20 protein-coding genes and 1 pseudogene are annotated in these 22,770 nt (G+C 42.2%); 11 read left to right on the top strand and 10 right to left on the bottom strand.

The genetic code is table 11. The features are described from left to right. Positions 1-797 precede the first annotated feature (797 nt). Positions 798-3,548: a calcium-binding protein gene (locus HWQ38_RS36600; RefSeq protein ID WP_292804203.1), complete on the top strand. Its 2,751-nt coding sequence runs from the start codon at positions 798-800 to the stop codon at positions 3,546-3,548. A gap of 5 nt (positions 3,549-3,553) precedes the next feature. On the opposite strand, the pseudogene HWQ38_RS36595 reads toward HWQ38_RS36600, so the two are convergent. Beyond that, positions 3,554-3,898 (bottom strand): annotated as a pseudogene (locus tag HWQ38_RS36595) (IS4 family transposase); the annotation flags it as partial. A gap of 283 nt (positions 3,899-4,181) precedes the next feature. Here HWQ38_RS36595 and HWQ38_RS36590 point away from each other — a divergent pair. After that, complete coding sequence (locus HWQ38_RS36590; RefSeq protein WP_292804200.1) at positions 4,182-5,090, top strand: peptidoglycan-binding domain-containing protein; 909 nt, start codon at positions 4,182-4,184, stop codon at positions 5,088-5,090. Between the two features lie 142 nt (positions 5,091-5,232). On the opposite strand, the gene hemJ is transcribed toward HWQ38_RS36590, so the two are convergent. The 4 genes from hemJ to psbQ form a co-directional block, all read right to left on the bottom strand. Beyond that, positions 5,233-5,814: a protoporphyrinogen oxidase HemJ gene (gene hemJ, locus HWQ38_RS36585; RefSeq protein ID WP_292804197.1), complete on the bottom strand. Its 582-nt coding sequence runs from the start codon at positions 5,812-5,814 to the stop codon at positions 5,233-5,235. Positions 5,815-5,999: 185 nt separating this feature from the next. After that, positions 6,000-6,851, bottom strand: coding sequence for an alpha/beta fold hydrolase (locus HWQ38_RS36580; RefSeq protein WP_292804194.1), 852 nt, complete (start codon positions 6,849-6,851; stop codon positions 6,000-6,002). 180 nt (positions 6,852-7,031) lie between these two features. After that, a complete protein-coding gene (locus HWQ38_RS36575) occupies positions 7,032-8,138 on the bottom strand; it encodes an FAD-dependent oxidoreductase (RefSeq protein WP_292804191.1) in 1,107 nt (368 codons plus the stop codon). 102 nt (positions 8,139-8,240) lie between these two features. Continuing rightward, positions 8,241-8,696 carry a photosystem II protein PsbQ gene (gene psbQ / locus HWQ38_RS36570; protein ID WP_292804188.1) on the bottom strand — a complete coding sequence of 152 codons (456 nt, stop codon included), beginning with the start codon at positions 8,694-8,696 and terminating at the stop codon, positions 8,241-8,243. Between the two features lie 346 nt (positions 8,697-9,042). Between psbQ and HWQ38_RS36565 the strand changes: the two genes are divergently transcribed. Beyond that, positions 9,043-9,471, top strand: coding sequence for a hypothetical protein (locus HWQ38_RS36565; RefSeq protein WP_292804185.1), 429 nt, complete (start codon positions 9,043-9,045; stop codon positions 9,469-9,471). Between the two features lie 363 nt (positions 9,472-9,834). On the opposite strand, the gene HWQ38_RS36560 is transcribed toward HWQ38_RS36565, so the two are convergent. From HWQ38_RS36560 to HWQ38_RS36550, 3 genes are all read right to left on the bottom strand, one after another. Further along, positions 9,835-10,140: a HigA family addiction module antitoxin gene (locus HWQ38_RS36560; protein ID WP_292804182.1), complete on the bottom strand. Its 306-nt coding sequence runs from the start codon at positions 10,138-10,140 to the stop codon at positions 9,835-9,837. A 13-nt stretch (positions 10,141-10,153) separates the two neighbouring features. Further along, complete coding sequence (locus HWQ38_RS36555) at positions 10,154-10,447, bottom strand: type II toxin-antitoxin system RelE/ParE family toxin (protein WP_292804180.1); 294 nt, start codon at positions 10,445-10,447, stop codon at positions 10,154-10,156. Positions 10,448-10,525: 78 nt separating this feature from the next. Further along, entirely contained in the window at positions 10,526-11,224 is a 699-nt protein-coding gene (locus HWQ38_RS36550) for a YdcF family protein (protein WP_292804178.1), read from the bottom strand. A 311-nt stretch (positions 11,225-11,535) separates the two neighbouring features. Between HWQ38_RS36550 and ctpB the strand changes: the two genes are divergently transcribed. The 3 genes from ctpB to HWQ38_RS36535 all read left to right on the top strand — a co-directional run bounded on the left by ctpB (position 11,536) and on the right by HWQ38_RS36535 (position 15,148). Then, positions 11,536-12,876, top strand: coding sequence for a carboxyl-terminal processing protease CtpB (ctpB, locus tag HWQ38_RS36545; protein WP_292804176.1), 1,341 nt, complete (start codon positions 11,536-11,538; stop codon positions 12,874-12,876). 168 nt (positions 12,877-13,044) lie between these two features. Then, positions 13,045-14,019 carry a glycosyltransferase gene (locus tag HWQ38_RS36540; protein ID WP_292804174.1) on the top strand — a complete coding sequence of 325 codons (975 nt, stop codon included), beginning with the start codon at positions 13,045-13,047 and terminating at the stop codon, positions 14,017-14,019. Between the two features lie 433 nt (positions 14,020-14,452). Next, positions 14,453-15,148, top strand: coding sequence for a response regulator transcription factor (locus HWQ38_RS36535; protein WP_292804172.1), 696 nt, complete (start codon positions 14,453-14,455; stop codon positions 15,146-15,148). Here HWQ38_RS36535 and HWQ38_RS36530 read toward each other — a convergent pair. Both HWQ38_RS36530 and HWQ38_RS36525 read right to left on the bottom strand, forming a co-directional pair. Next, positions 15,141-15,440: a hypothetical protein gene (locus HWQ38_RS36530; protein ID WP_292804170.1), complete on the bottom strand. Its 300-nt coding sequence runs from the start codon at positions 15,438-15,440 to the stop codon at positions 15,141-15,143. The two genes, HWQ38_RS36535 and HWQ38_RS36530, sit on opposite strands and share 8 nt — an antisense overlap. Before the next feature lie 226 nt (positions 15,441-15,666). Continuing rightward, entirely contained in the window at positions 15,667-15,951 is a 285-nt protein-coding gene (locus tag HWQ38_RS36525) for an Npun_R1517 family heterocyst differentiation transcriptional regulator (protein ID WP_292804168.1), read from the bottom strand. A gap of 851 nt (positions 15,952-16,802) precedes the next feature. Between HWQ38_RS36525 and HWQ38_RS36520 the strand changes: the two genes are divergently transcribed. The 5 genes from HWQ38_RS36520 (at position 16,803) to HWQ38_RS36500 (ending at position 22,769) form a co-directional block, all read left to right on the top strand. Next, positions 16,803-17,159, top strand: a complete 357-nt coding sequence (locus HWQ38_RS36520; protein ID WP_292804166.1) for an NAD(P)H-quinone oxidoreductase subunit M — start codon at positions 16,803-16,805, stop codon at positions 17,157-17,159. Positions 17,160-17,759: 600 nt separating this feature from the next. Beyond that, the gene (locus HWQ38_RS36515; protein WP_292804164.1) at positions 17,760-20,030 is read left to right on the top strand and encodes a protein phosphatase 2C domain-containing protein; all 2,271 of its coding nucleotides are present in this window, start codon (positions 17,760-17,762) and stop codon (positions 20,028-20,030) included. Between the two features lie 101 nt (positions 20,031-20,131). Then, positions 20,132-21,706 carry a CHAT domain-containing protein gene (locus tag HWQ38_RS36510; RefSeq protein ID WP_292804162.1) on the top strand — a complete coding sequence of 525 codons (1,575 nt, stop codon included), beginning with the start codon at positions 20,132-20,134 and terminating at the stop codon, positions 21,704-21,706. Positions 21,707-21,827: 121 nt separating this feature from the next. Continuing rightward, positions 21,828-22,475: a hypothetical protein gene (locus HWQ38_RS36505; RefSeq protein WP_292804160.1), complete on the top strand. Its 648-nt coding sequence runs from the start codon at positions 21,828-21,830 to the stop codon at positions 22,473-22,475. Positions 22,476-22,493: 18 nt separating this feature from the next. Further along, positions 22,494-22,769, top strand: a complete 276-nt coding sequence (locus HWQ38_RS36500) for a hypothetical protein (protein WP_292804158.1) — start codon at positions 22,494-22,496, stop codon at positions 22,767-22,769. Position 22,770: the final 1 nt, after the last annotated feature.

The following is a 22,770-nucleotide window of genomic DNA, read 5'->3' as shown; positions in this document are numbered from 1 at the left end:
GATTGACTTTCGCTATTAGCAAGGAACTTCAGTTCCTTGCGGGACATGGCTTTTACGTTAAGTTGACACGTATGAGCATTGCTGTGCCCCTACGACAGATGTGGTTCAAATACATGAAAACTGCTGTAAATAAATATTCTCCGTTTGGGCTTTTATTTTGGGAATAATTAACTTATATATGTCTAACATGGGCGAATTGTAGCTTTTGAGTTGTCGTTTTGGAAGACAACAACTCTACTACGAAACGCCCTACCTCTTCATGCTCTTATTTTGGCTAAGGTATTGAAATACGGTAGTATATAAGTAGTGTTGGGTTATTTAGATATTCTCTATTTTCAAAATAGACATCTACGCAGAATTGCCCCCAATAAAGGTATAAAAATATCTGCAGTGAGTCAAAGTCAACAGTTGACTATTTTCTCTTCTACTAGGACTTAGACGCTGGCAATCAACCAAATATCAAGTGTGAATTCTAGGCATTCAATTGTCAGATTTTTTAATTATTCTTGTTGAGTGGTTTTTCCAGAACAAGAATAATTAATTTAGCCGGAAAAGACCGATTATCTGGAATATAGATGCTGATTAATTTATACAGCGTTTAAGGATTAGATAGTTAGAGATAGTTAAATAGGATCACGTAAAAACTATTCTTTGAGTGAATCTTTGAGAAAGATTACTGTTGCTTAAAGATAGTGAAAACGTATTATTAAGGCGGTTTATTTGTGCCGAAAAACAGCACTTAAGTCAAGGTTGAGAACTGAAGTTATTGAAAAGCTAGATTTAGGTAGGTAAAAGTTATGGCAAATATCATTGGAACCAGCAAAAATCATACCCTACTGGGCAGTTATAACGCGGACACGATTAACGGTCTTGGAGGCAACGATACGATCACAGGTAACGGGGGCAAAGACATCTTAAGTGGTGGCAGTGGCAATGATGAATTTGTGATCGCGGACTATGACACTGGGCGCATCACCGATTTTGGTGGCATTGGTAAAGGAATAAACCCAACACCCGGAGTCATTGCGGAAGTGGATACTCTAAAATTCCAGGGCGATGGCTTAACTGCCCAAAATATGCTGCTGACCAAGAATGGCAGCAATTTAGAAATCGGCTTTGAAAATATATATGACATCAATGAAGGTGTATCTTATCCCAGAGTCATTCTGCAAAACTTTGCCTTGGAAAACCTAGATAACTTGAGCGAATCTACTGGAGCCACTGTAAACTTGGGTAATATAGAGTTTGATGGGCAAACTAGCATTACGGACAGCTTTGATGTTTTCAATGCCAACTCTACTCAAAGCAGCGTCTTCAAAAAGAACACAGTTACCTTCCTGAATGACCTATCGAACAATGTTAACGGCTTTGATAACTCAGATGATGTGATTAATGGTCAGGGGGGTGACGACATCATCAACGGCTTGAGTGGTAATGACATCCTTAGAGGTGGTGCGGGAAATGATACACTCAACGGTGGTGCCGGAAATGATACCCTCAACGGTGGTGCCGGAAATGACATCCTTAATGATAGTTTGGGCAATGACATCCTTAATGGTGGTGCGGGGAATGATACCCTTAATAATAATAGTAATGGTATAGGCAATGACACCCTCAGCGGAGGCGCTGGTAACGATTACTTAAATGTTAAGTCTTTGGAATCTGATTCCGCTTCAACGGGTAATAACCTGCTGTATGGGGGCAATGGCAATGATGTTCTTAGCGCCTCTGGCGGCTATTTAGACTATCGTGATGAGATCACAATTGACAATTATCTATCGGGAAATAATACCCTTAAGGGAGGCGCTGGTGATGATAATTTGTCCATTGCAGCATCAAATGGCAATAACATCCTCTGTGGAGATGATGGTGACGATACCTTGTCGTCTGAGTATTCAACAGGCAATAACATCTTCTCTGGAGGCAACGGCAATGATCATCTCTCGATCTTTAACTTCGGCCTCATTATCTACGAAGGTAATAAGACTCTTGATAAAGGTAATAACACTCTCGATGGTGGCGTTGGTAACGATACCTTGGATATTCTTTATTCAGCAGGTAATAACATCCTCTCTGGAGGCGATGGCAATGATCAACTTTATATATCAGTAGAGAAAGATTATGGCAGTAATACCCTCAATGGAGGGAATGGCAATGATACCATTACTATAAATTTAATAGGATCTACTACAGATTCCTTAGTAACTCAAGTGGTAGATGGAGGTAATGGGGACGATTTGTTAAACGTCTATTACGAAAAAACTACAGGGGGGATAACCTCTACAATCAATGCCAGTAATAATAGTGGATCGATTACGACAGGGAGCAATAGCGTTAATTACAAGAATATTGAACGATTAGATATTACTGGTACAGATTACAATGACAATATATTGGGAAGCAATGGCAACGATACTCTCTCCACTGGCGATGGTGGCAATGATACCATCGATGGAGGGAATGGCGACGATTTGTTGATTGGCTATTACGGTAATTCTACAAAGGGGATCACAACGACCATCAATGCCACTACTAATAGTGGAGCAATTACGGCTGGGAACAATAGCGTTAATTACAAGAATATTGAACGATTAGATATTTTTGGTACAGACTACAATGACAATATATTGGGCAGTAATGGCAACGATACTCTTGATGCGGGCACTAGTGGCAATGATACCATAGATGGAGGGAGTGGCGACGATTTGTTGATAGTCTATTACAGTAATTCTACAAAGGGGATCACAACGACCATCAATGCTACTACTAACAGTAGAGTAATTACGGTAGGGAGCAATAGTGTTAGTTACAAGAATATTGAACGATTAGATATTTCTGGTACAGTCTACGATGACAATATATTGGGTAGTAATGGTAACGATACCCTCTCTGGGGGGGGTAGTGGCAATGATACAATCAATGGAGGTAATGGTAACGATACCCTCTTCGATACCCTCTCTGGGGGGGGTAGTGGCAATAATAGGATAGATGGAGGTAATGAGGACGATTTGTTGATAGTCGGTTATGGGAATGCTACAAAGGGAATAATTTCCACAATCAATCCCACTACTAACAGTGGATCGATTAGGGCAGGAACCAATAGCATTAGTTACAAGAATATTGAACAATTAGAGATTTATGGTACAGACTACGATGACAATATAGTGGGGAACAATGGCAACGATACTCTCTCCGGGGGCTATGGAAATGACACCCTCAGAGGTGGGAACGGTAGTGATACTTTTGTTTTCGATAATCCATATGGCGGAGGTATTGATAATCTTTATGACTTCAACCCCACTAATGACCTGATTGAGGTATCTGTTTCATACAGTGAGCCATCACCACGTCCACTTCTGGCAAGTCAGTTTACTTTGGGAACATCTGCAACCACTAGCGATCAGCTATTTATCTATAACACCTCTACAGGTGCATTATTCATTGACGAAGATGGCAGTGGGTCTGCGTTCTCTCAGAAACAATTTGCACAATTCTCTCCTGGATTGTTATTAACCAACAAAAATTTTGTTGTGGTTACAATACCTTAGCCAAATTACGAGGGTTCAAGGGCTGTAGAAGCATTGTGAATACGACCAAAAGAAGTAAGCTTGGCAAAAATCTCGGCTAATAAAATAGGCTCTGGTGGTTCTGGAAGTATTTTTAACATTTCACGAACATATCGAAAACCACGACAGTAAGCCTTCAGATCAACAATGCCTGCACCAGGATTATCTTGACGAAACTGAACTAGAAAATAATGGGATAAATTGACCATAAAAAAAGAGAGATTAGCAGCATTAGTCATCGCAGTTTGACCCAGATTCATAAAATCTTCAAATCCCCAAAACTGTTTGGCATCACGAAAATTAAATTCGATTTGGAAGCGTAGTCTGTAAAAAATTTAATATACAGCGTATTTCAGATAAATGAAGTACACGGGTAGGGGCACAACATGTTGTGCCCCTACGATTATCTGTACCTCACTAAGTTGCAATCTGCTGTATATTCCCAATAAATACTTTTATGATTAAGTATAAAATTTGTAAATTTTTGTATGCTGAATCATAAATTAATAGTAAAAACTTTGACGTAATAATTAATTTGAGAGTATTATTTGAAACAACATAAATCTTTAAAATGATGTTTATACTTAAAATTAGGTAAATGAAAGTAGGTGCATAATGAAACTACAAGATTTTTTGGTAAAAGAGGAAAAATGGGGATTTGAGGCGATCGCTGATGACGCAGACTTGGCTCGTCAGATTCAGATATTGTTAATCAGCTTAGGTTTGCTAGAACCTCCAGCCGATGGGAAATTTGGCCCTGTTTCTGTGATATCTCTCAAAAAATTTCAACAATTAGCAAAGACTGGAGAGACTGACTTTTTAGGAGCAGTCACAGCCAAGAAACTGATTGAAACCAAACCAGATGATCTTCCTAAACCCCCCTTAAAACTTGGTAATGACATTGCTAGCAGGATTGTGAAATACTTGCAATCTAAAAATTATCAGGTATTCACCAATCCAAAAGAATATAACATTGTTTATGTAGAGGGTATAAATGCAGACTGGACTCTCAACAATGATGCACCGAATGAATTTAATGATCGGCGGATTGTCATTGAAGTAGTAAATGGTGTTCCCAAAATCGTAGAACACTGGGAAGCTACTACAGAACCAGGGAAATACTACACTTATAATTCGATGAATCCTAAAGGAGCAGCTAGGATTCAGTTTGGACAATACAAAGCTTGGGCTGTTGGCATCCACGGCACAGCAGAGCCTCACGAAGCATTAGTGCAAGTTGGAGATATAACTGTTTGTAGAGATTTCAACAAAGATTTTAAACGGACTGGCGACAAACTTGATACAGGTGATAATTTTTATGTGAATCAACATTACGGCTTTGATTTTCCCCGGAATGATATTCGCCTTGCCAGTGCGGGTTGTTTAGTGGGACGTACCCGTGAGGGACATAGAGACTTTATGGCGATTGTTAAACAAGACCGTCGTTATGTCGCTAATCGCAAATATGCTTTCTATACTAGCGTGATTCCTGGCGATGATTTACTCAAAACGTTTCCAAGATAAGTTCAGGAGTGCTGAGTAAGAAGTAGTAGTTATGAATCTTCACACTCAGCACTGTTTCGGTAATAGGCAATTGCTAGCGGTTGTTGTGATGATGCAATCTTTAGTAGAGTAGCACAGCTCTGCTACCCTACTTTGTGTTAATCTAACTTTGTTCTTGTGGTTGCCCTATCTCTGCCGTCAGCTTCTCTTTATCTTGCCTACGTTTTTTGGCGTAAAGTTGAATAGTTACTGCCATGAAAATAATCATTGCAAAAATGCCCCAGACAGTGATATCCGTAGGTAGATTATTCTTAAACACAGCCAGCAACACGATCGCTACTAACATAACTGTAGGTGCTTCATTTAAAGCACGTAATTGCTGACTATTCCAGCCACATTCATCTACTGCTAATTTCTTCATCAGCCGAGCGCAGTAATGATGATAGCCAATTAAAATAGCCACAAACAGCAGTTTGATATGCAACCACCCCTCTTTTAAAATATCCGGTTCAGTGCTTAATAAACCGATAGCCATTGCGATCGTCACAAACATTCCTGGGTTGGTGATAATATAGTAGAGGCGCTTTTCCATAATTTGATACTGGTTTTTGAGTATCGTTCGCGCTGGTTCAGGTTCAAGGTTCGCTTCAACGTGATAGATAAAAAGACGTACTAAGTAGAACAAACCAGCGAACCAAACTACAAATCCAACAATATGAAATGCTTTAAACCATGAATAAGCCATGAATTCTAATCTCCTTTACTTGTGGTTGTGAGACATTTTTAGTGGTAATAAAAAGTTCACAAATGCAGGTGGGGATAACATTTATCAATCTAGCAAAAATCCCGAATTCATGATTAACACAGATAAATATCTGTGTTAATCATGAATTCATTTTTATAATATCGATTTTTGCTAGAGGTAGATTGTCAATAAGCATCTTTACGACGCACAAAGGGTAAAAGGTCTTCTAAAATCGCTTCATGGTAGTGTTCTTGAGGATAATGTCCGACGTTATTAAGTTTTATTAATTCAGTATTGGGTACGGAATTTGCAAAATTTTGGGCAATTTCTACAGGTAGCCAAGGGTCAATCATACCCCATTGAATTAGAATTGGCTGTTGCCATTCTTTAAAGCCAGATTGGATTTCTGTCATTGCTGAATCAAGCTGTAAATTGCGAATACTTGCTAAGAGACTTCGACCAGATGTAGAAGCTTTCAAAAATGGTTTTCGATAAATATCTAAATCTTTATCTCCGATGCGATAACGGCTTCCACCTTCTAGCGTCCGGTCAACCAAAAGCGGGTCTTGGGTCATTACTTCACCTGCCAAAGGTAAACCCATTTGTTTAATTTTCCAGGGTAATTTGGCAGTAGTTGATATTGGTGTATTTAAAATAGCTATATTGGCAATTTGTTCTGGGTGACGCAAAGCATATTGTAATCCCACAGAACCTAAAAACCCTTGTACAACTAGAGAAAAATGTTCAAGTTCTAACGCTTTAATAAATCCTTCTAAAGCTGTGATAAAAGCATCAGGAGTATAAGCAAAATCTCGTTTTTCTGGTTTTGCAGAAAAGCCATAACCAATCCAATCAGGAGCGATCGCTCTTGTACCCTGATTCGCTAGAGCAGGTATAATATTACGCCAACTATAACTTTGTGAAACTAACCCGTGTAGCAACAACACAGGCGCTAAATCAGTTCTGCCGATTGGTAAAGATTCCCGATAAAACCATTCCAGTGAATCTACATTAATTTTATGTTCTGTTATTGACACGCTATTTTCCTATAGATTGAGCATGGGGCATTGGGCACTTGTACTGAGCGAACGCGAACAGCGCGGTGCCCTGAGCTTGCCGAAGGGTTTCGTAGAGAAGTATTGGGCATTGGGCATGGATTATTCTCCTTGTCCCCCTTGTCCCCCTCATCCCCCTTGTCCCCCTCATCTCCCCACTCCCTAAGAAATAATCATCTCACGAATTGCATAAGCTGTAGCGGGTGCTAGTAAAACGCCGTTGCGATAGTGTCCGGTAGCCAAGAGGACATTAGTAAACCCTGGCAACTTACCAATAACTGGAGCTGGGCGTCCTTCAGGACGGGGACGTAACCCCGACCAAGTGCGGAGAATCGTTGCTGTGGCTAACTCTGGGCAAAATGCGATCGCTTGTTCTCTAACAAATTCCAGCAGTTCTTGATTTGGCGGTATTTCATAACCATTGGTGGGAAATTCCACTGTCGCACCCACCCAATAATCTCCACCGCCCACAGGAACAATATGGACATCGTTACCCGTTATCGCTGGCTGGAAGTCGGGATTACCTAATGGATGCCCCACACGTAATTGCAACGCTTGCCCAAGTACGGGGCGAATATCAACCATCTGATTTAATTTTGCCGTCAGTGGTGTTGAACCTAGTCCGGCGGCGATTACAAACCAATCTGCGGCTATTTTTCCTTCTGTAGTCTCAAGTTGATTGCAAAATTGGGGAGAAGATTCAGGTGTTGAGGTTGGGGTATCCAAAACAGCGACACCAAATTTGAAAGTCACACCATTTTGCTGGGCAGCCTCAACTAAAGCTAATGTGAGGGCAGTTGGATCAAGTTGGCGGTCTTGGGGAGAATAGACAGCACCAGTAATTTTTTTGTGATTAATTTGAGGACAAATATTCTGGAGTTTAGCCGTGTCCCAAATTTCCAAATCCCAGCCTTGAGAGTGGCGAATTTCTACCAGTTTCTCCCATGCTGATATCCCCTCTAAAGAAGGGGAAAAATCAGATAAAAGCATGAGAATTCCCTGACGATTAAAAGGGATTTTGCGACCAGTTAAAGTTTCTAGTTCAGGAATCAAGGTTTCATAGCGTTGGATGCTAGTTTGTCGCATCTGCCAAGCCTTCCCCTTGATTTTTTGGCTGATTGCGCCCATCAAAACGCCAAGTGCAGCGCCCGTGGCAGCTTGTGCAGGTGGTTCTCGGTCGAAAACTGTGATTTTTAGTCCTTTAACTAGACTTAGTTCATAGGCGATCGCAGCCCCAACTACACCACAACCGATAATAACTACATTCATGACTTGTGCTTAAAGTTAGAAGTGAGAAGTTAGAAGTTAAAAGTGAGAAGTTAAAAATTCCTAACTCCTAACCCCTAACTCCTAACTCTTAACTATTAACTCCTAACTCTCTTCTGCTTTAGGAAGCAGCTGGAGGAATTTGTCAACGTCTGCGAAAGCAGCTTGGGAGTTAATCAAGGCAATTTGAGGATTGCTAGCACTAGTAGCTTTATCAAGTTTAACTAGGTGGTTAAAGAAATCTCGCGTTATTTGACGTGCTGTGGGTTGGTCTTTAGGTAGAAGGTTGGGAGTGACATAAGTCAGATTCAGCCTTGCTTCTGTTATCGGACCATGTATAAAGTTACGCACATTAATCCAATCACCTCTTTGGATCAGGGTTTTCAACTCTTGAGAGCGATCGCGCACAGCCTGAATTTCAGGAATATATGCCTGAATTCTTTCAAGTTGTGCTGCTGTATAAGTCGGAGGTGCCACCGCGACACCAGGACCGCCACAACTAAAGAGAAATGTGGACAATAATACTAGAAAAAATGAAAAAACTGAGCGTTGACGCACCATACATTTTGTTTGCCGATTACCAGTGTCATTTTAGATCGCTAGCGCAATTTATCCTTCTTGTCAGCCAAGGATTTTGCAGAAAATCTTGATATTTTTTATAAAGGGCAGAGTTTCATCTGCTTTTGAGGAATTTTTAAGTATAATTACTTAATAGGTGTTAGCCAGTCCCAAACAAGAAGCGATTTTTGGCATCTGTTTGTTACCAGGATTGTTAGGGAAGGATGATTTAGACTTGCTAAATTTCAAAGGTCTTTGATAAGCTGAAGCACCAATAATGTAAGCCTTGTGGCGGTTTTTCTGTCTTCACATCCCTGAAGATGCTGACGCAATATAGGAGTGTTTTTTAGTGAACGCAGCTGAACAGGCAACGAACCTTGAACTCGCCAGCAACATTGCTACGGTGGTTAATTTGTTCAAATTCGAGTTTCCTGATGCCAAATCTGATCTCAAACCCTGGAAGAATGACCCAGAAACCAGGGAGTTAGTCGATCCAGATTCTATAGATATTGGCTTTCACTTTCCTGGTATCAGCAAATCTTGGCGAAGTCGCAGTATTTTAATTCAAATCCGATTTTATCAAGATCCCATCAATAATTCCCGGCGGGCGATCGGCGTGGAGGTAGCTGGATTTGATCATCGCGGCGAAGCTTGGCGACTTTCTACAGTAGAAAACTGGAGTATTGTCGGCGCATCTTCGCCTTCTGGTGAAATTGGGGATAAGCTCAAACAGATTTGCCGACAGATTTTAGAAGTTTTTAATAAACCAACTGATTGAAGTCAACTTAAGGTTAAAAGGGCAGTTATAAACCTCAACTACACGAGGCTTTACCCTGCTTCGTAGGTTTCAAATGATTATTTGTCTCGTTCCCATTAGAGACTGGGAATGCCTAATGGGGGCAGTCTCTAGCTGGAAACGAGGTTTTTAGGACTTACGCAAACAATAGCTGAAACTATGATTTTTAGGTAGGGGCAATACCTGGCGGTCAGCTAAAGCTAGATGAATTGCCCCTACCGCGTGTAGTTTTGCGTAAGTCTTAGTTTTAAAGGAGTTTTATCTGAAGTTCACACGTATGTTCTTAAACTACGCCCAATTGCGATTATTTTATGCAAATATATCGCTTAATTTTCCAGGCGATCGCTACTTCGTGGTTCGGAATTGCAAAATACTTTTTAGTTCCTCTTCTTCTTCCTTGAGAACATGGTAAAGTTCCCAGTTTTGTTGGAGATTTAACCAAAACTCTGAGCTATTTCCAAAAAATTTTGATAACCTGATTGCCGTACTAGGTGTAATACCTCGCTTTTGATTTACAAGCTCATTTATTCGCTGATAAGGAACGTGAAGTGCATCTGCAAGTTCTCTTTGAGTTATTCTCATTGGGTCTAGAAAATCTTTAAGTAATATTTCACCTGGATGTGATGGGGATCTATACTTTGGAACTCTCATCTGTTGTTATCTCCTAATGGTAATCGACTATTTCAACTTCTGATGGACCTTGGAGTGTCCATATAAAGCAAATACGATATTGGTCATTAATCCGAATGCTATGCTGACCTTTTTGCTCACCTTTTAGTACTTCTAACCTGTTACCTGGTGGAACTTTAATGTCATCTAAAGATAATGCTGCATTAAGTTGATCCAATTTTCTGCGTGCAACTTCCCAACAGTATATAGGACATTGCTTTCGAGCTTCCTTTGAGTCATTGCCATCAAAAATATCTTCGGTTCCTTTATCCTTAAACGATACGATCATAATTAGCATGATGACACGGTTATCATGCTATCAAAAAACGGAGTAGCATTATAGTCCTCTGGTAGATTCCCATCTCCCTTATCTCCCCAACCCCCCTTGGTGTTCACAATGAAAACCTTGATGCTCCCAAGCTTGCATATCTACTTGGGTAAGCCTTGTCACATTTGAGCATTGCGGTTGAATAATTTGACTTAAAATCGCCCAAAATAGGCTGCGTGTTAAATCTAATCCAGTTTTAGGCCAAGATTCACGATTACCAGGAACACCCAACTCCTGAACAATCTCTGACTCTACCCAAATACCATGAGTGCCCAAAAGAATCTGTGCCATCCATTTGGCTCTGGGTAAGTGACTTGGCGAGGTAATCAACATGACTTTATGCACTCCCCAACGCCGGAGAATCGGGATACCATAATAGAAATTTTCAAAGGTAGAATTAGCGCACTTTTCTAACCAAACGTTTTGTAACTCTGCTAATTCCGGCTGAAAAATTAACCATATACAGGGGTCTGGGGAACCATGAGAAATTAAAATTGGGGTTTGCGGATATTGTTTTGCTTGTTGAGCAACATAAATTTCTCGATTAATACTGCCACCAAGCACAAACAAAGCATCTACTGGCTGCGAAGAAGCAAAAACTAAGGTTATAGTGGTAAAAATCAGCCAAGCGCCCAGAACAAAGTACAATCCAATAGTTAGTTTTTGTAACAATTGCCACAGATTAGCAAATTTTCTTTTAATAGAAATTAATAATTTGATGGTAAATTTGCGTTTCATGACTTAGGTAAGAAAACCGGATTTAATAGCTGTATAACAGTGCTGCAATTGAGCCATCCAAGTGCTATCTTATAAAAGTAATCAAGAAGTGCAAACATGACGCTAGTCAAAGTGTCACATATTCACTATAGGCTTCGGGAGAAAGCTAACAAACTGAGAAATGCTTGTTAACAATGGAGTATTTTCAGCATCATTCAACGATAAAAAGGATCGAGGGAGCATAGCTGAGTTTAGGGTATAAAAACTGAAATTTTCTGGAAAGCCTGATTGTTAAACTGTCAACAACACAATTATTCCAACTGATATAATACATGAACCAATCTGCCAAAAGTTACTCGCCGCTTCAAGTAGCCTTGATTGGTGGAGCGATCGCCACTACTGCTACAATGTCTGTGTTCGGTCCCGCCTGGACTCGTGATGTCCGTGCCGCTCTAGCCCTACAAGACAGCCCGAAAGCGATAGTTGATCAAGTCTGGCAAGTGGTGAATCACGAATATGTTGATGCTAAATTTAATCAACAAGATTGGCAAGCAACCAGACAAAGCCTGTTGAGCAAAGACTATTCTTCTCGTGAAGAAGCTTATACTGCCATCCGCGAAGCTTTACAGAAGTTGGGAGATCCTTACACTCGGTTCATGGACCCCAAACAATTTGAAGCCCTGACTAGCCAAACATCTGGGGAAGTTTCTGGCATTGGGATTCGCATGGAAGTAAACCAAAAAACTCAGCGGCTCACTGTTGTCGAAGCCATAGAAAATTCTCCCGCACTGAGAGCTGGGATCAAAGCAGGCGATGAAATTTTGGCAATTGACGGCAAACCCACTCTCAAAATGAAAGTGGATGATGCCTCTAAGCTAATTCGTGGCAAAGCGGGTACTCCCATCAAGCTACGGCTGGGACGGATGCGGCAAAATGCCTTTGATGTCAAGCTGACGAGGGCAAATATTGAGGTGCCAACGGTACGTTATACCCTCAGACAAGAAGGGAATCGCCGCGTTGGCTATATCCGTTTGCGGGAATTTAGCGCCCACGCCGCAGACCAAATGCAACGAGCCATCCGCGATTTGAACACTAAGAAAGTTGATTCTTATGTGTTGGATTTGCGAGGAAATCCTGGTGGTTTGTTGCAGGCTAGCATTGAAATTGCGCGAATGTGGTATGATAACGGTGGCATTGTCAAGACAGTAGACCGTGTGGGCAGCAGTGAGGTAACTAAAGCCAATCGGACTGCGCTGACAAATCGTCCTTTGGCGGTCTTAGTAGATGGTAATTCAGCTAGTGCTAGCGAAATCCTCACAGGGGCACTCAAGGATAATAAGCGGGCGGTAGTCGTAGGTGGTCAAACCTTTGGTAAGGCATTAGTCCAGTCAGTTCATGAACTCGCAGATGGTTCCGGCTTGGCTGTCACCATTGCCCATTACTACACCCCGGCGGGAACGGATATTAACCATAAAGGGATCACCCCAGATATTAAGCTAGACTTGACAGAGACACAAGAGCGTCAGTTGGCTTCTAATCCAGATTTAATCGGAACCAAGAGTGATCCCCAATATGCGCGTGCGATCGCAATTCTATCAAATAAGAACTTTGCCCAGCCGCCGGCAAATCAACCCACTCAACCCATGAGTCGCGCCAGTGACTTGAAATTGTAATTCAGGAGGGCTGAGTAAGAAGTAGTACTGATGAATCTTCCTATTCAGTACTGTTCATATATTCCCAAATCAAGATTTTTGGAGTTATAAAAACTGCTTGATATTGTCGTTCTAGGATTTTGGTTTGGGAATACTAGCTAGTAACCCCATCTCCCAAATCTCAGATTTATGAATCATCAGCCAGTTGATGCAACCACCGCCACCAGCTTTTTACCAATGGTGTCGGTGGTTGTTCCTATTTATAACGGTGAGGCGGATTTATCAGACTTAATCAATTGTCTGTTGTCTCAAACCTACCCAAAAGACCGGGTAGAGTACTTATTGGTGGACAATAATAGTAGCGATCGCACTCTTACCATCCTGAAAACATCTGCTGAAAATTGCCCAATTACAATTTACCCGTTGAGCCAAAACCAAATTCAAAGCTCATACGCTGCTCGTAATACTGGGATTCACGCCGCTAGCGGTGAAATTATAGTTTTTACCGATGCAGATTGTCGTCCACAACCGCAATGGTTAAATGCATTAATTGCGCCTTTTATCAACAAAGAAGTGGTAATTGTCGCTGGTGAAATTTTGGCACTACCAGGCACAACTCTGCTAGAACAACATGCAGACCGTCAAGAAACTTTGTCACAAAAGCATACCCTTGACCATTCCTTTCGTCCCTATGGTCAAACGGCTAATTTAGCGATTCGACGCATTGCCTTAGAAAAAGCGGGTTTATTTCGGCCTTATCTTACCACTGGTGGCGATGCAGATATTTGCTGGCGGATTTTGGGGGAAAACATCGGGCGTTTGGAATTTAGCGCGAATGCGATCGTTCAGCACCGCCACCGTGCTACACTTGAAGAACTCCAAAGTCAATGGCGGCGCTATGGACGCTCAAATCGCTATCTGCACGAACTGCACGGTGTCGATTTGATGCGAGAGATTACACCCAAAGAATGCGGCTATCGCTTAGTACGTTGGTTATTGAAAGAAATACCAAGGGATATTAAGAAGGCAATCGCGGGTCAAGCCACCCTTGTAGATTTATTAAATACTCCCATTGGTTTGTTCACAGCTAGGGCGCGTGCTGCTGGGCAACGAGATACCAAGCTGCCAGAGAATGCCAAGATCATTGATCGGCTGCAAGAATAAGGGACTGACAATTAACAATTCAAAATGACGCTCTCTACGAGACCCTTCTCTACGAGACGCTGCGCGAACGGCAAGCTCAGGGCATCGCGCTGCGCGAACGCGGACTCGCTAACGCTGCGTTAACAAAATTCAAACATTTTAGACATTTTCAGACGGAGATTTTAACCCTTTGATTTACGATAAAAAAATATCCAACTACTTATTGTGGGGTGAGTCGGAAAGCCATTGGTGTTAAGTTAAGAAAAAATCTGCTTTGAGAAGACGTTTTACCCTCATCCCCTAACCCCGAATCCCAAGTTGGGATTCGGGGAACTAGAGAATTTGCTCCCCTCTCCCAATTTTGGGAGAGGGGCTGGGGGTGAGGGTCAAACTCTTGATCAATGCCCGTCAACTTTCGCTAAATTGGAAAAAGGAAAACTCAAGGAAATTTTAAATGTCAGCACAATTGTTACTGGTGGATGATGAACCAGGGATACGGGAAGCCGTGAAAGACTATTTGCAAGAGAGCGGTTTCAGCGTTCAAGTCGCCAGTAACGCCTTTGAAGGTTGGGAATGGATGCAGCTGAATACACCGGATTTAGTGATTTCCGATGTGATGATGCCTCAAGTAGATGGCTATCAGTTCCTCAAGCAACTGCGAGAAGATCCCCGTTTCCAAGCACTCCCGGTAGTATTTTTAACTGCTAAAGGTATGACAGGCGATCGCATCCAAGGCTATCATGCTGGTGTTGATGCCTATCTACCCAAACCCTTCGATCCCGACGAGTTAGTGGCTATAGTTGAAAATTTGCTAGCCCGCCGCGCCGCTAAGTCCGCAAGTACCGGAGATGACGCTGAAACCCCCGATCTTGCTGAACTAGCCAATCAGATTGCCCAAATTAAGGCATTGTTAACTCAAAGAAATGCCATTTCCCAATCGCCAGCCCCTTTCAAAATTGATTTGACTCCCAGAGAACAAAGTGTTTTGAACTTAGTCGCTGAAGGGTTGATGAACAAAGAAATCGCCCGTCGCTTAGAAACCAGCGTTCGCAATGTAGAAAAGTACGTCAGCCGTTTATTTAGTAAAACTGGCACCAGTAGCCGTACAGAGTTAGTTCGTTTTGCCCTAGAACACGGTCTTGCTAAATAGGCATTGGGCACTTGTACTGAGCGAACGCGAACAGCGCGGTGCCCTGAGCTTGCCGTTCGCGCAGCGTCTCGTAGAGAAGGGTCTCGTAGAGAAGCCGTTGGCGTAGCCTCTCATAGAGAAGTATTGGGCATTGGGCATTGGGCATTGGGCATTGGGCATTGGGCATTGTTATTTTCCTTGTCCCCTTGTCTCCCTTGTCTCCCTTGTCTCCCTTATCTCCCTTTCCCCATCTGTAAAGACACAGGGGTTTGTTATTCCTGCAATGTTTTAATAAAAACTCGGTAAAATGCACCCGGCTGAATTTGCTCTCAGATTCTACCAGTACTCTTTGCTACAAAGTTTTTAATAGCGGAAACTGTTTCTGGGACTTTGTGCTGCTAAATAAGACCTTCACAAAGTAGAAATCACAATATTTTATGAATTCTACTTACTGCTAAGTTTTTATGGCAACGCAAGTATGGGATCAACATTTGATTTTGATGCCCAATTCACGTTGTTTAACTACTTAAATTACACCTTTAAGTTTGGGGATTTTCAGCAACATTACGCAAGCGCATTAGCTGACGCCGCATTTGAGGTGAGGCTTTGAACTCAGACACTTCCTGCGCTTTAACGGACGCTTGCAACGTCTCCAGAAAGTCATCAGAACCTTCGGTTAAAGCATCAAGTAACACCTGTAATAGTTGTTCGCGATCGCCCAATAGACTCTTTTCCTCAATCAACCGGAATTTGAGATGTATTTCGCACTCATAAACACCTACTTCGAGATTATTTATTTGGCGTGGTAATGCTTTGGAGTTCATAGCTATTGAGATTCCTTTACTTGGTGGTCATGAGGCTAAAGAGGTAGATGTCCAGCAAAATTATTTGTATCTTTTTTGAATCCAAAATGCTTCAATTAAGACTTTTCCTTTATCAATCTCCTTTGTATCCCATTTCACTCTCCTGTATTTTTTTTCAAGGTAGATTTTGATGTTCCTGTGCCAGATATAGCTTATGGTAAGCCATAACTATTATTCAGTTTTTAAAATTCTACACAATAAAGTTTCTGTAAGAAATTGCTCGACTTTTTTAAACCTTTTTACATCAACTTTATGTTAACGTCAACAACAGTTTTACTTGTTACTTTAATTTTGGTGTTTATACGTAAGTAAAACCGCTTAACTTTTTTGAGTTTATTAAAACCAGTGGTCGATGTAGCGCTATTCCGTAAAATTACTTGATGTACGTTTTTATCAACAGCAAATTCCGAATAAATTTCTGAACATAGTTATTAAGCTAAAAATTTTTGTTCTCCATTAAAAAATATACCCAGATGAAATTATTCCTGCCGAGTGCCTGCCCCTACTGTCTTTTGGGCTTAATGAATCCAAAAATCTTCGCAGTAGGTAAGATTAGTACCCTAAATAAAAACACTCTACCCAGTAATTTTTACAGAAAAATAATTGGACTACTGTCAGTACTAGCAGTAAGCTATGTCTTCAACTCTTAACAGAAGTATTAAGTTAATCAGTACAGGTGATATTTTTACTTATGCCCATTCAATATACTCTTTTAAAACTGCGTTCAAAGCTTGTAAATTGAGAGCATTCAAGCTTCAGATATAACGTCTACAATAATTTCAGTGTAATCCACCCAAATCTTACACCCTTTTATGGATAACCCAATGTTGCTCAAGTCCACAACCCGGCATGTCCGCATTTTTGCAGGCGAAATTGACCGGGATGGCGAACTGGTTCCTAGTCAACAGGTCTTAACCTTAGATATTGACCCAGATAACGAATTTAACTGGAATGAAGATGCGCTGCAAAAGGTTTACCGAAAATTTGATGAACTTGTAGAAGCATCTAGTGGCGTAGACCTCACCGAATATAACTTACGCCGTGTGGGGTCAGACTTAGAGCATTATCTGCGATCGCTCCTGCAAATCGGCGAACTCAGCTACAATCTCTCTGCCCGCGTTACCAACTACAGCATGGGAGTCCCTCAAGTTGCAATTGAGGAGAAATAAGCTCAATACTTGGTAGCGGGCTGGCTGAACCCTTGACAATTCCGGTCATAGGGAATCAGCCCCTTCCCGACGCTCTCAGGGGGAAAATTCCAAGTCTCTGACGCCACGTGCTTTAAGTCGGGCATTGCCCGCCCAACGCAGTGGCTCCTCCTTGTAGGAGAGAGATGAAGAAGAGAGGTTTTTTTAATTCGTCAGCTACTTTGGGCAAAAGTATATTCAATTATCTTAATTCTTAATTAAAGTTAATTGTTGCTATCCTACTTATAAACTAAATAAATACCAACATTATCTGTCTGTTGATGATGGGGTAATTCAGCAAAAGCAAATAACATAGTCATGCTTGGGTTATGCTTTGGGGACAGGGTTGGAGTTAGTTGCTTATTGATGGAGAGTCACAGAGCAATAGAAGCTATGATCAGGCTGTCGGGTTGACTTGGGAGCGTATTCTTTGGATAAATAAGCTTTAGCACCTGCTGATATCCGCCAGCTAAAATCATCATCTAAAGTCTGGGTATGTCAAATTTCAGAAAGATGAGCGGTCTAGATTGTCCCTACTAATGCTGTTAAAGAAATTGCCAATCGCTGATCGGTGGGAAAACTATGGAAAATGACGCGGCAACGCTCTACTGTCCAAATGAAAATTGTCAGGCTGCTAACCCCCTGACTCACAAGTTTTGCCAGCGATGTTCCACGCCCCTACCCAAAAATTACCTCTGGGCTGTGGTAGATGGCCCGAGTGTGGGTAGCCCTGGAGAAATATTAGCCGATCGCTATTTAGTCCTTGACAAATTTGTTCTTTTAGATACGAAGCCTGGTTTATTAGCCCTAACGCCTGAGTTAGATAATCTCCAGATCCCCAAAGCTTACTTGAGACTCATTCCTTACCGCTTACACGTACCGCAGTTATATGGAGTGCTTTTTGTAGGTGAGGGAACTGAGCATCGAGAAATATTACTCTTAGAAAAACCGCCTCTATTAGTAGATGACACAATCCAACAAGTGCATTTGTGCAGCGAGTTAACCACCGCTTGGCGTGATGCAACATCAATGCGCCAACTCAATTGGTTATGGCAAATAGCTCATTTGTGGCAACCTCTGACGAGTGAAGGTGTCGCCTCTAGCTTACTTGACTCATACATATTACGGGTAGAAGGATCATTAGTACGGTTGTTGGATTTGCGTTTCGATGTCGCAACATCACCAGAATTGCCCGAATTAGGTGAATTTTGGCAGCAGTTGGTCAGTGATGCCAAACCAGCTATAGCTGAATTTGTTGATCAGGTTAGCCTTTCCTTAATTCAGGGAAAGATGAATTCCAGCGAGCAATTAATCGGAGTTTTAGATCGGGGACTGGCTGGGTTAGGGCGATCGCAAACACCTACGATCCAAATTATCACCAAAACCGACACTGGCCCAAGTCGCCAACGTAACGAAGATGCCTGTAGCCCCCCCAGTGGTACTCTGGTGAGCAAACCACCCCAGCCAACAGCCTTAGCAATTGTCTGTGATGGCATCGGTGGACACGAGGGCGGCAATGTCGCCTCAAATTTAGCGATTGAAACGATTCAGCAGCAGGTACAGCAACTAACAAAAGTTCCCTACGACCACATAGACCCTTCACTGCTGCTTGATGACCTAGAAAAGGCAGTGGCTATTGCCAACGACAAAATTAGTCAGCGCAATGACGCTGAAAATCGCCAAGGGCGTCAACGCATGGGCACGACTTTAGTCATGGCTTTGCCTGTTGCACACGAAATGTACATTACCCATGTTGGTGATAGTCGTGCCTACTGGATTACACGCCACGGCTGTTATCAAGTTACCCTTGATGATGATGTCGCCTCCCGCGAAGTGCGGCTAGGTTATGCGATTTACCGCGAGGCTGTGCAACAGAGTGCTGCTGGCTCTCTGGTTCAGGCTTTGGGGATGGGTTCCAGCACTTCATTGCATCCCACTTCGGGACGGTTTATGCTCGATGAAGATGCTGTTTTTCTGCTCACATCCGATGGTTTGAGTGATTTTGATCGGGTGGAAGAGTGCTGGGAAACAGAAATTTTACCGATTCTGCTTGGAGAGACAAATATAGTAAATGTTGCCGATAGATTAGTGGAAATCGCTAATACTAAAAATGGACACGATAATGTCACCGTCGCTTTAGTCCACTATCAAGTTCAATACTGGGAACCAGAAATCACCATTAAAGCAGTGATTCCAGAGAGTTATTCCCCGAAAACTGTTGATTTGCCCTCCAGAGCGACAGATACGACACTTTTAGGTAGCCCAAACCATAAAACTCAGGTGATTCCCGAAAAGGAGCCGGTCAAAACTCGCCAATTGCCGCTACAGTGGATAGTTCCGCTAATATTTGTGATCGCAGCAGGTGCTTTAGGATTCTTCGTGAAGCAACTGCGATCGCCATCAGGGATACTTCCCATTGTTTCCAATCCCACACCAACTCAAAATCCTACCATTGAAGCGATACCCACAGCGCGATCGCTTGCTAACCTTTCTCTTGGTTGGGTAATTAAAACCAACAAGGAAATTCCCTTAGGAAACAACCAATCACTTCCCCGTGGGACTTTTTTAGAAGTTATTCAGAAAAAATCAAATCCCCAACCTGCTTCTGGGGATTTTTCGGTGTCTATGCGAGTCTGTGCCAATAAAAGCACACAAAGTTCAGCTAATACTAATAACCCAGCAGTAATTATCTCGGTTCCCCAAAATCCCAAACCTTTGCCAGCAACAGTATTGCTGAACTTGTCCCAACTGAGGAGTTTTGGCGTCTCTGTTTTACAATCAGACGTACCAAATCCATGTAGAACTGTCACACAACCGCCAGTTACTCAACCAACTGACAACAATCCTACTTAGATAACAGTAGGACTTAGGCAATAACTCTCTGAAACCTTATTCCTTTGCGTCCTTTGCGGTTCGTTTTTTCATGATTTTGCGTCGTTCACTTTAATTAATCCATGCCATCCCTGAATTTGGCGATCGCCCGTCTTTTAAACACTGGCACTGACAACTTCGCCATTTGGGTGGTCAAGGCTCCCTATCCCAGTGGCTACGTTTTACGTGACTGTGTATGGCCTGCTGAACTCACTCAAGTCTGGCAAGAATGGCAACAGATGTTTGCTGGTCATAGTCGCCTCGATATTTCCTCAAACTCAACATCTCAAAAAGCATTGCCCATAGATTGGATTTCACTCCCTTCAAGTGAAACCACCAGTCCCTACAGCAGTCGTCTGATGCAATACTTGGGAATGAATTTATGGCGCTGGGTATTCGAGGGACAAATTCTCGGTAGTCTAGAACGTAGTCGCGGGATTGCGATGGGTCAGCATACACGTTTGCGCTTTCGATTAGAAATTCGTGACCCAAATCTCATCGCTTTCCCTTGGGAAATTATGCAGTGTGAGCCAGGTCAATCGGCTATGTCTCTCTCCCCAAATTTGCTATTTAGTCGCACCAGCACTGAAGTTGACGCCTTACCGGATTTGCGAACTGACAAGGCTTTAACTATCCTGCTGGTTTTAGGTCATGATCAAAACCTGCAACTGGAACAAGAAGCTGCAATCTTACAGCAAATTCTTGCAGATACGTCCGTGGGTAGTAATTCCCAAAGATATGCACCTTGTATAGTGAATCAACTCCTACAACCAACTCCCCAGCAGTTGATTGATGAATTAGAAACCAAAGCATACAATGTTTTCTTTTACGCTGGGCATGGTTTGCCAGACCCAGACGGGGGCTTACTATTTTTACGACCAGATATGCCCCTGAATGGGATAGAATTGGCGCAAGTACTCACCCGTACAGGTGTGAAACTAGCGGTTTTTAACGCCTGTTGGGGCGCACAACCTGCTGCTAGGAATCATCAAGCCATACCTACCAGCAGTTTAGCAGAAGTCCTAATTCGTCATGGTGTGCCTGCGGTTTTGGGAATGCGCGATGAAATTGCTGACCAGGAAAGCCACAGTTTTATTCAAGCCTTTACCAAAGCTTTGCGATCGCACAAACCAATTGATGAAGCCGTAGCACAAGCTAGGCAAGAGTTGTTAACATTGTATAAATTTAATCAACCTGCTTGGACTTTGCCTGTTCTCTACCTGCATCCAGATTTTAATGGCGAACTCATTAAGAATCTGGATGAAGGTATTACGGAAATACCAGACACAGCCATTCCTGATCTAGGTTCCCCGCTTCTAACTGCTTCTTTGCGATCGCTGACTCCAAAAGGTAAAACCTGGTTGTTGCGTTATGGAGTTACCCGCATCGGTCGCACAAACGACAATGATATTGTCATCCCCGAACCATCTGTATCCAAACGCCACGCCGAAATCTTCTGCCGTAATACTGTTACTGATGCTACATTCATCCGAACTTATTACTTGCAAGATTTTTCCACCTACGGTACAACCTGGTTTTTAGGACTTAATGGTTGGCAACAAATCCTCCGAGAGGAAGTCCCTTTGAAATCGGGGATGCAGTTAAAGTTTGGAAGTGCCAGAGGTGAAACTTGGGAGTTTATGATTGAGGACTCGTAGTAGAGCGATCGCAGAAATGGATTTTGATGTTGAGCATCAGCTTTTGAAATCTGTTTTTGCGGAAATCTCTTCTCAGGAATTGTAGTTATCAATACTACCAAATAATATTGAGGCATAAAAAATGTCTAAAAAAATTAACGGCTCAGAGACTTTCTCTTCTTTGCCATCTCAAATAGAATTAGAGTTTTTAGAAGCGTTATTAGAACCAGAGGATGCTACCTATCCCTGGAATCCAGGTGATGAGCAATCAGAAGCTTATTTTCAGGAACTAGAACAACAGTTCGGAATGCCAGATTTCCTTGAGGAAGAACTGACAAGGCGATCATCAGATTTTTACAGCCATGTAGACACACTTTGGTCTGGTATTGCTTCTACACCAGACGACAATCACAACCAACAACAGGCAGTAGTGCTTAATCTTCAAGAAGCATTACGTACTACTTTTTCTGCCTCTGTCCCCCAAGTATTGCTCAACGCCATCGCTAGCAAAGCTGCTGAGATATTTGCTGCTGGCCAATTAATCGGTGAGCAACTGGTTGAGTGCGTTCAGACAGTCCTACCAACTTGGGGAAAAGAGGATCTTTTAGTTTTGGCTCGTCCTTTTACTTACGCGATGCGAAGTAGCGAATCGCAAAACGCGGCATCTGCGCCCAGTAATCTTCAAAATAGCGAGTGGACAGCTTTATCAGAAGTAGAGAAGGCAAAGCTGAGTTTAGCGATCGCTTCCTATGCTTTGACTCAACTTAACAAGTCTCAGTCGGAACCATAAATCGGGAACAGGTGACAGGTGAGAGGAAAAGTAGAGAAAGCTAAAATTTTGAGCATACCTTGTGTTGGCAGCAGCTCGCCTTTTGCATTTACTATGTTCAGAGGCATATCTTGCAAAGATATTGGTTTGCCTTACACAGAGTCAAAAATCAACACTTTTGCAACAAGTTTAATGATTTTTATTTTTGTAGGTATAGTTAACCCAGAATCAATTCAGGATACGCTGATATTCAAACTAGGCCATCTATCCCAAGAGATAAATACTGTCTTTTTCTTTGTAAGGGTAGAATTTTGAA

It is taken from the genome of Nostoc sp. NMS7 (assembly GCF_017115085.1).
GTDB lineage: Bacteria > Cyanobacteriota > Cyanobacteriia > Cyanobacteriales > Nostocaceae > Nostoc.
The sequence above is the reverse complement of the archived record's forward strand: the minus strand, read 5'-3'. Positions and strand labels throughout refer to the sequence as shown.

Bases quoted from the DNA above. Each gene is read 5' to 3' on its own strand.
- HWQ38_RS36600 (WP_292804203.1), top strand. From the start codon at position 798: ATGGCAAATATCATTGGAACCAGCAAAAATCATACCCTACTGGGCAGT.
- HWQ38_RS36590 (WP_292804200.1), top strand. From the start codon at position 4,182: ATGAAACTACAAGATTTTTTGGTAAAAGAGGAAAAATGGGGATTTGAG.
- hemJ (WP_292804197.1), bottom strand. From the start codon at position 5,814: ATGGCTTATTCATGGTTTAAAGCATTTCATATTGTTGGATTTGTAGTT.
- HWQ38_RS36575 (WP_292804191.1), bottom strand. From the start codon at position 8,138: ATGAATGTAGTTATTATCGGTTGTGGTGTAGTTGGGGCTGCGATCGCC.
- psbQ (WP_292804188.1), bottom strand. From the start codon at position 8,696: ATGGTGCGTCAACGCTCAGTTTTTTCATTTTTTCTAGTATTATTGTCC.
- HWQ38_RS36560 (WP_292804182.1), bottom strand. From the start codon at position 10,140: ATGAGAGTTCCAAAGTATAGATCCCCATCACATCCAGGTGAAATATTA.
- HWQ38_RS36555 (WP_292804180.1), bottom strand. From the start codon at position 10,447: ATGATCGTATCGTTTAAGGATAAAGGAACCGAAGATATTTTTGATGGC.
- HWQ38_RS36550 (WP_292804178.1), bottom strand. From the start codon at position 11,224: ATGAAACGCAAATTTACCATCAAATTATTAATTTCTATTAAAAGAAAA.
- ctpB (WP_292804176.1), top strand. From the start codon at position 11,536: ATGAACCAATCTGCCAAAAGTTACTCGCCGCTTCAAGTAGCCTTGATT.
- HWQ38_RS36540 (WP_292804174.1), top strand. From the start codon at position 13,045: ATGAATCATCAGCCAGTTGATGCAACCACCGCCACCAGCTTTTTACCA.
- HWQ38_RS36535 (WP_292804172.1), top strand. From the start codon at position 14,453: ATGTCAGCACAATTGTTACTGGTGGATGATGAACCAGGGATACGGGAA.
- HWQ38_RS36525 (WP_292804168.1), bottom strand. From the start codon at position 15,951: ATGAACTCCAAAGCATTACCACGCCAAATAAATAATCTCGAAGTAGGT.
- HWQ38_RS36520 (WP_292804166.1), top strand. From the start codon at position 16,803: ATGGATAACCCAATGTTGCTCAAGTCCACAACCCGGCATGTCCGCATT.
- HWQ38_RS36515 (WP_292804164.1), top strand. From the start codon at position 17,760: ATGGAAAATGACGCGGCAACGCTCTACTGTCCAAATGAAAATTGTCAG.
- HWQ38_RS36510 (WP_292804162.1), top strand. From the start codon at position 20,132: ATGCCATCCCTGAATTTGGCGATCGCCCGTCTTTTAAACACTGGCACT.
- HWQ38_RS36505 (WP_292804160.1), top strand. From the start codon at position 21,828: ATGTCTAAAAAAATTAACGGCTCAGAGACTTTCTCTTCTTTGCCATCT.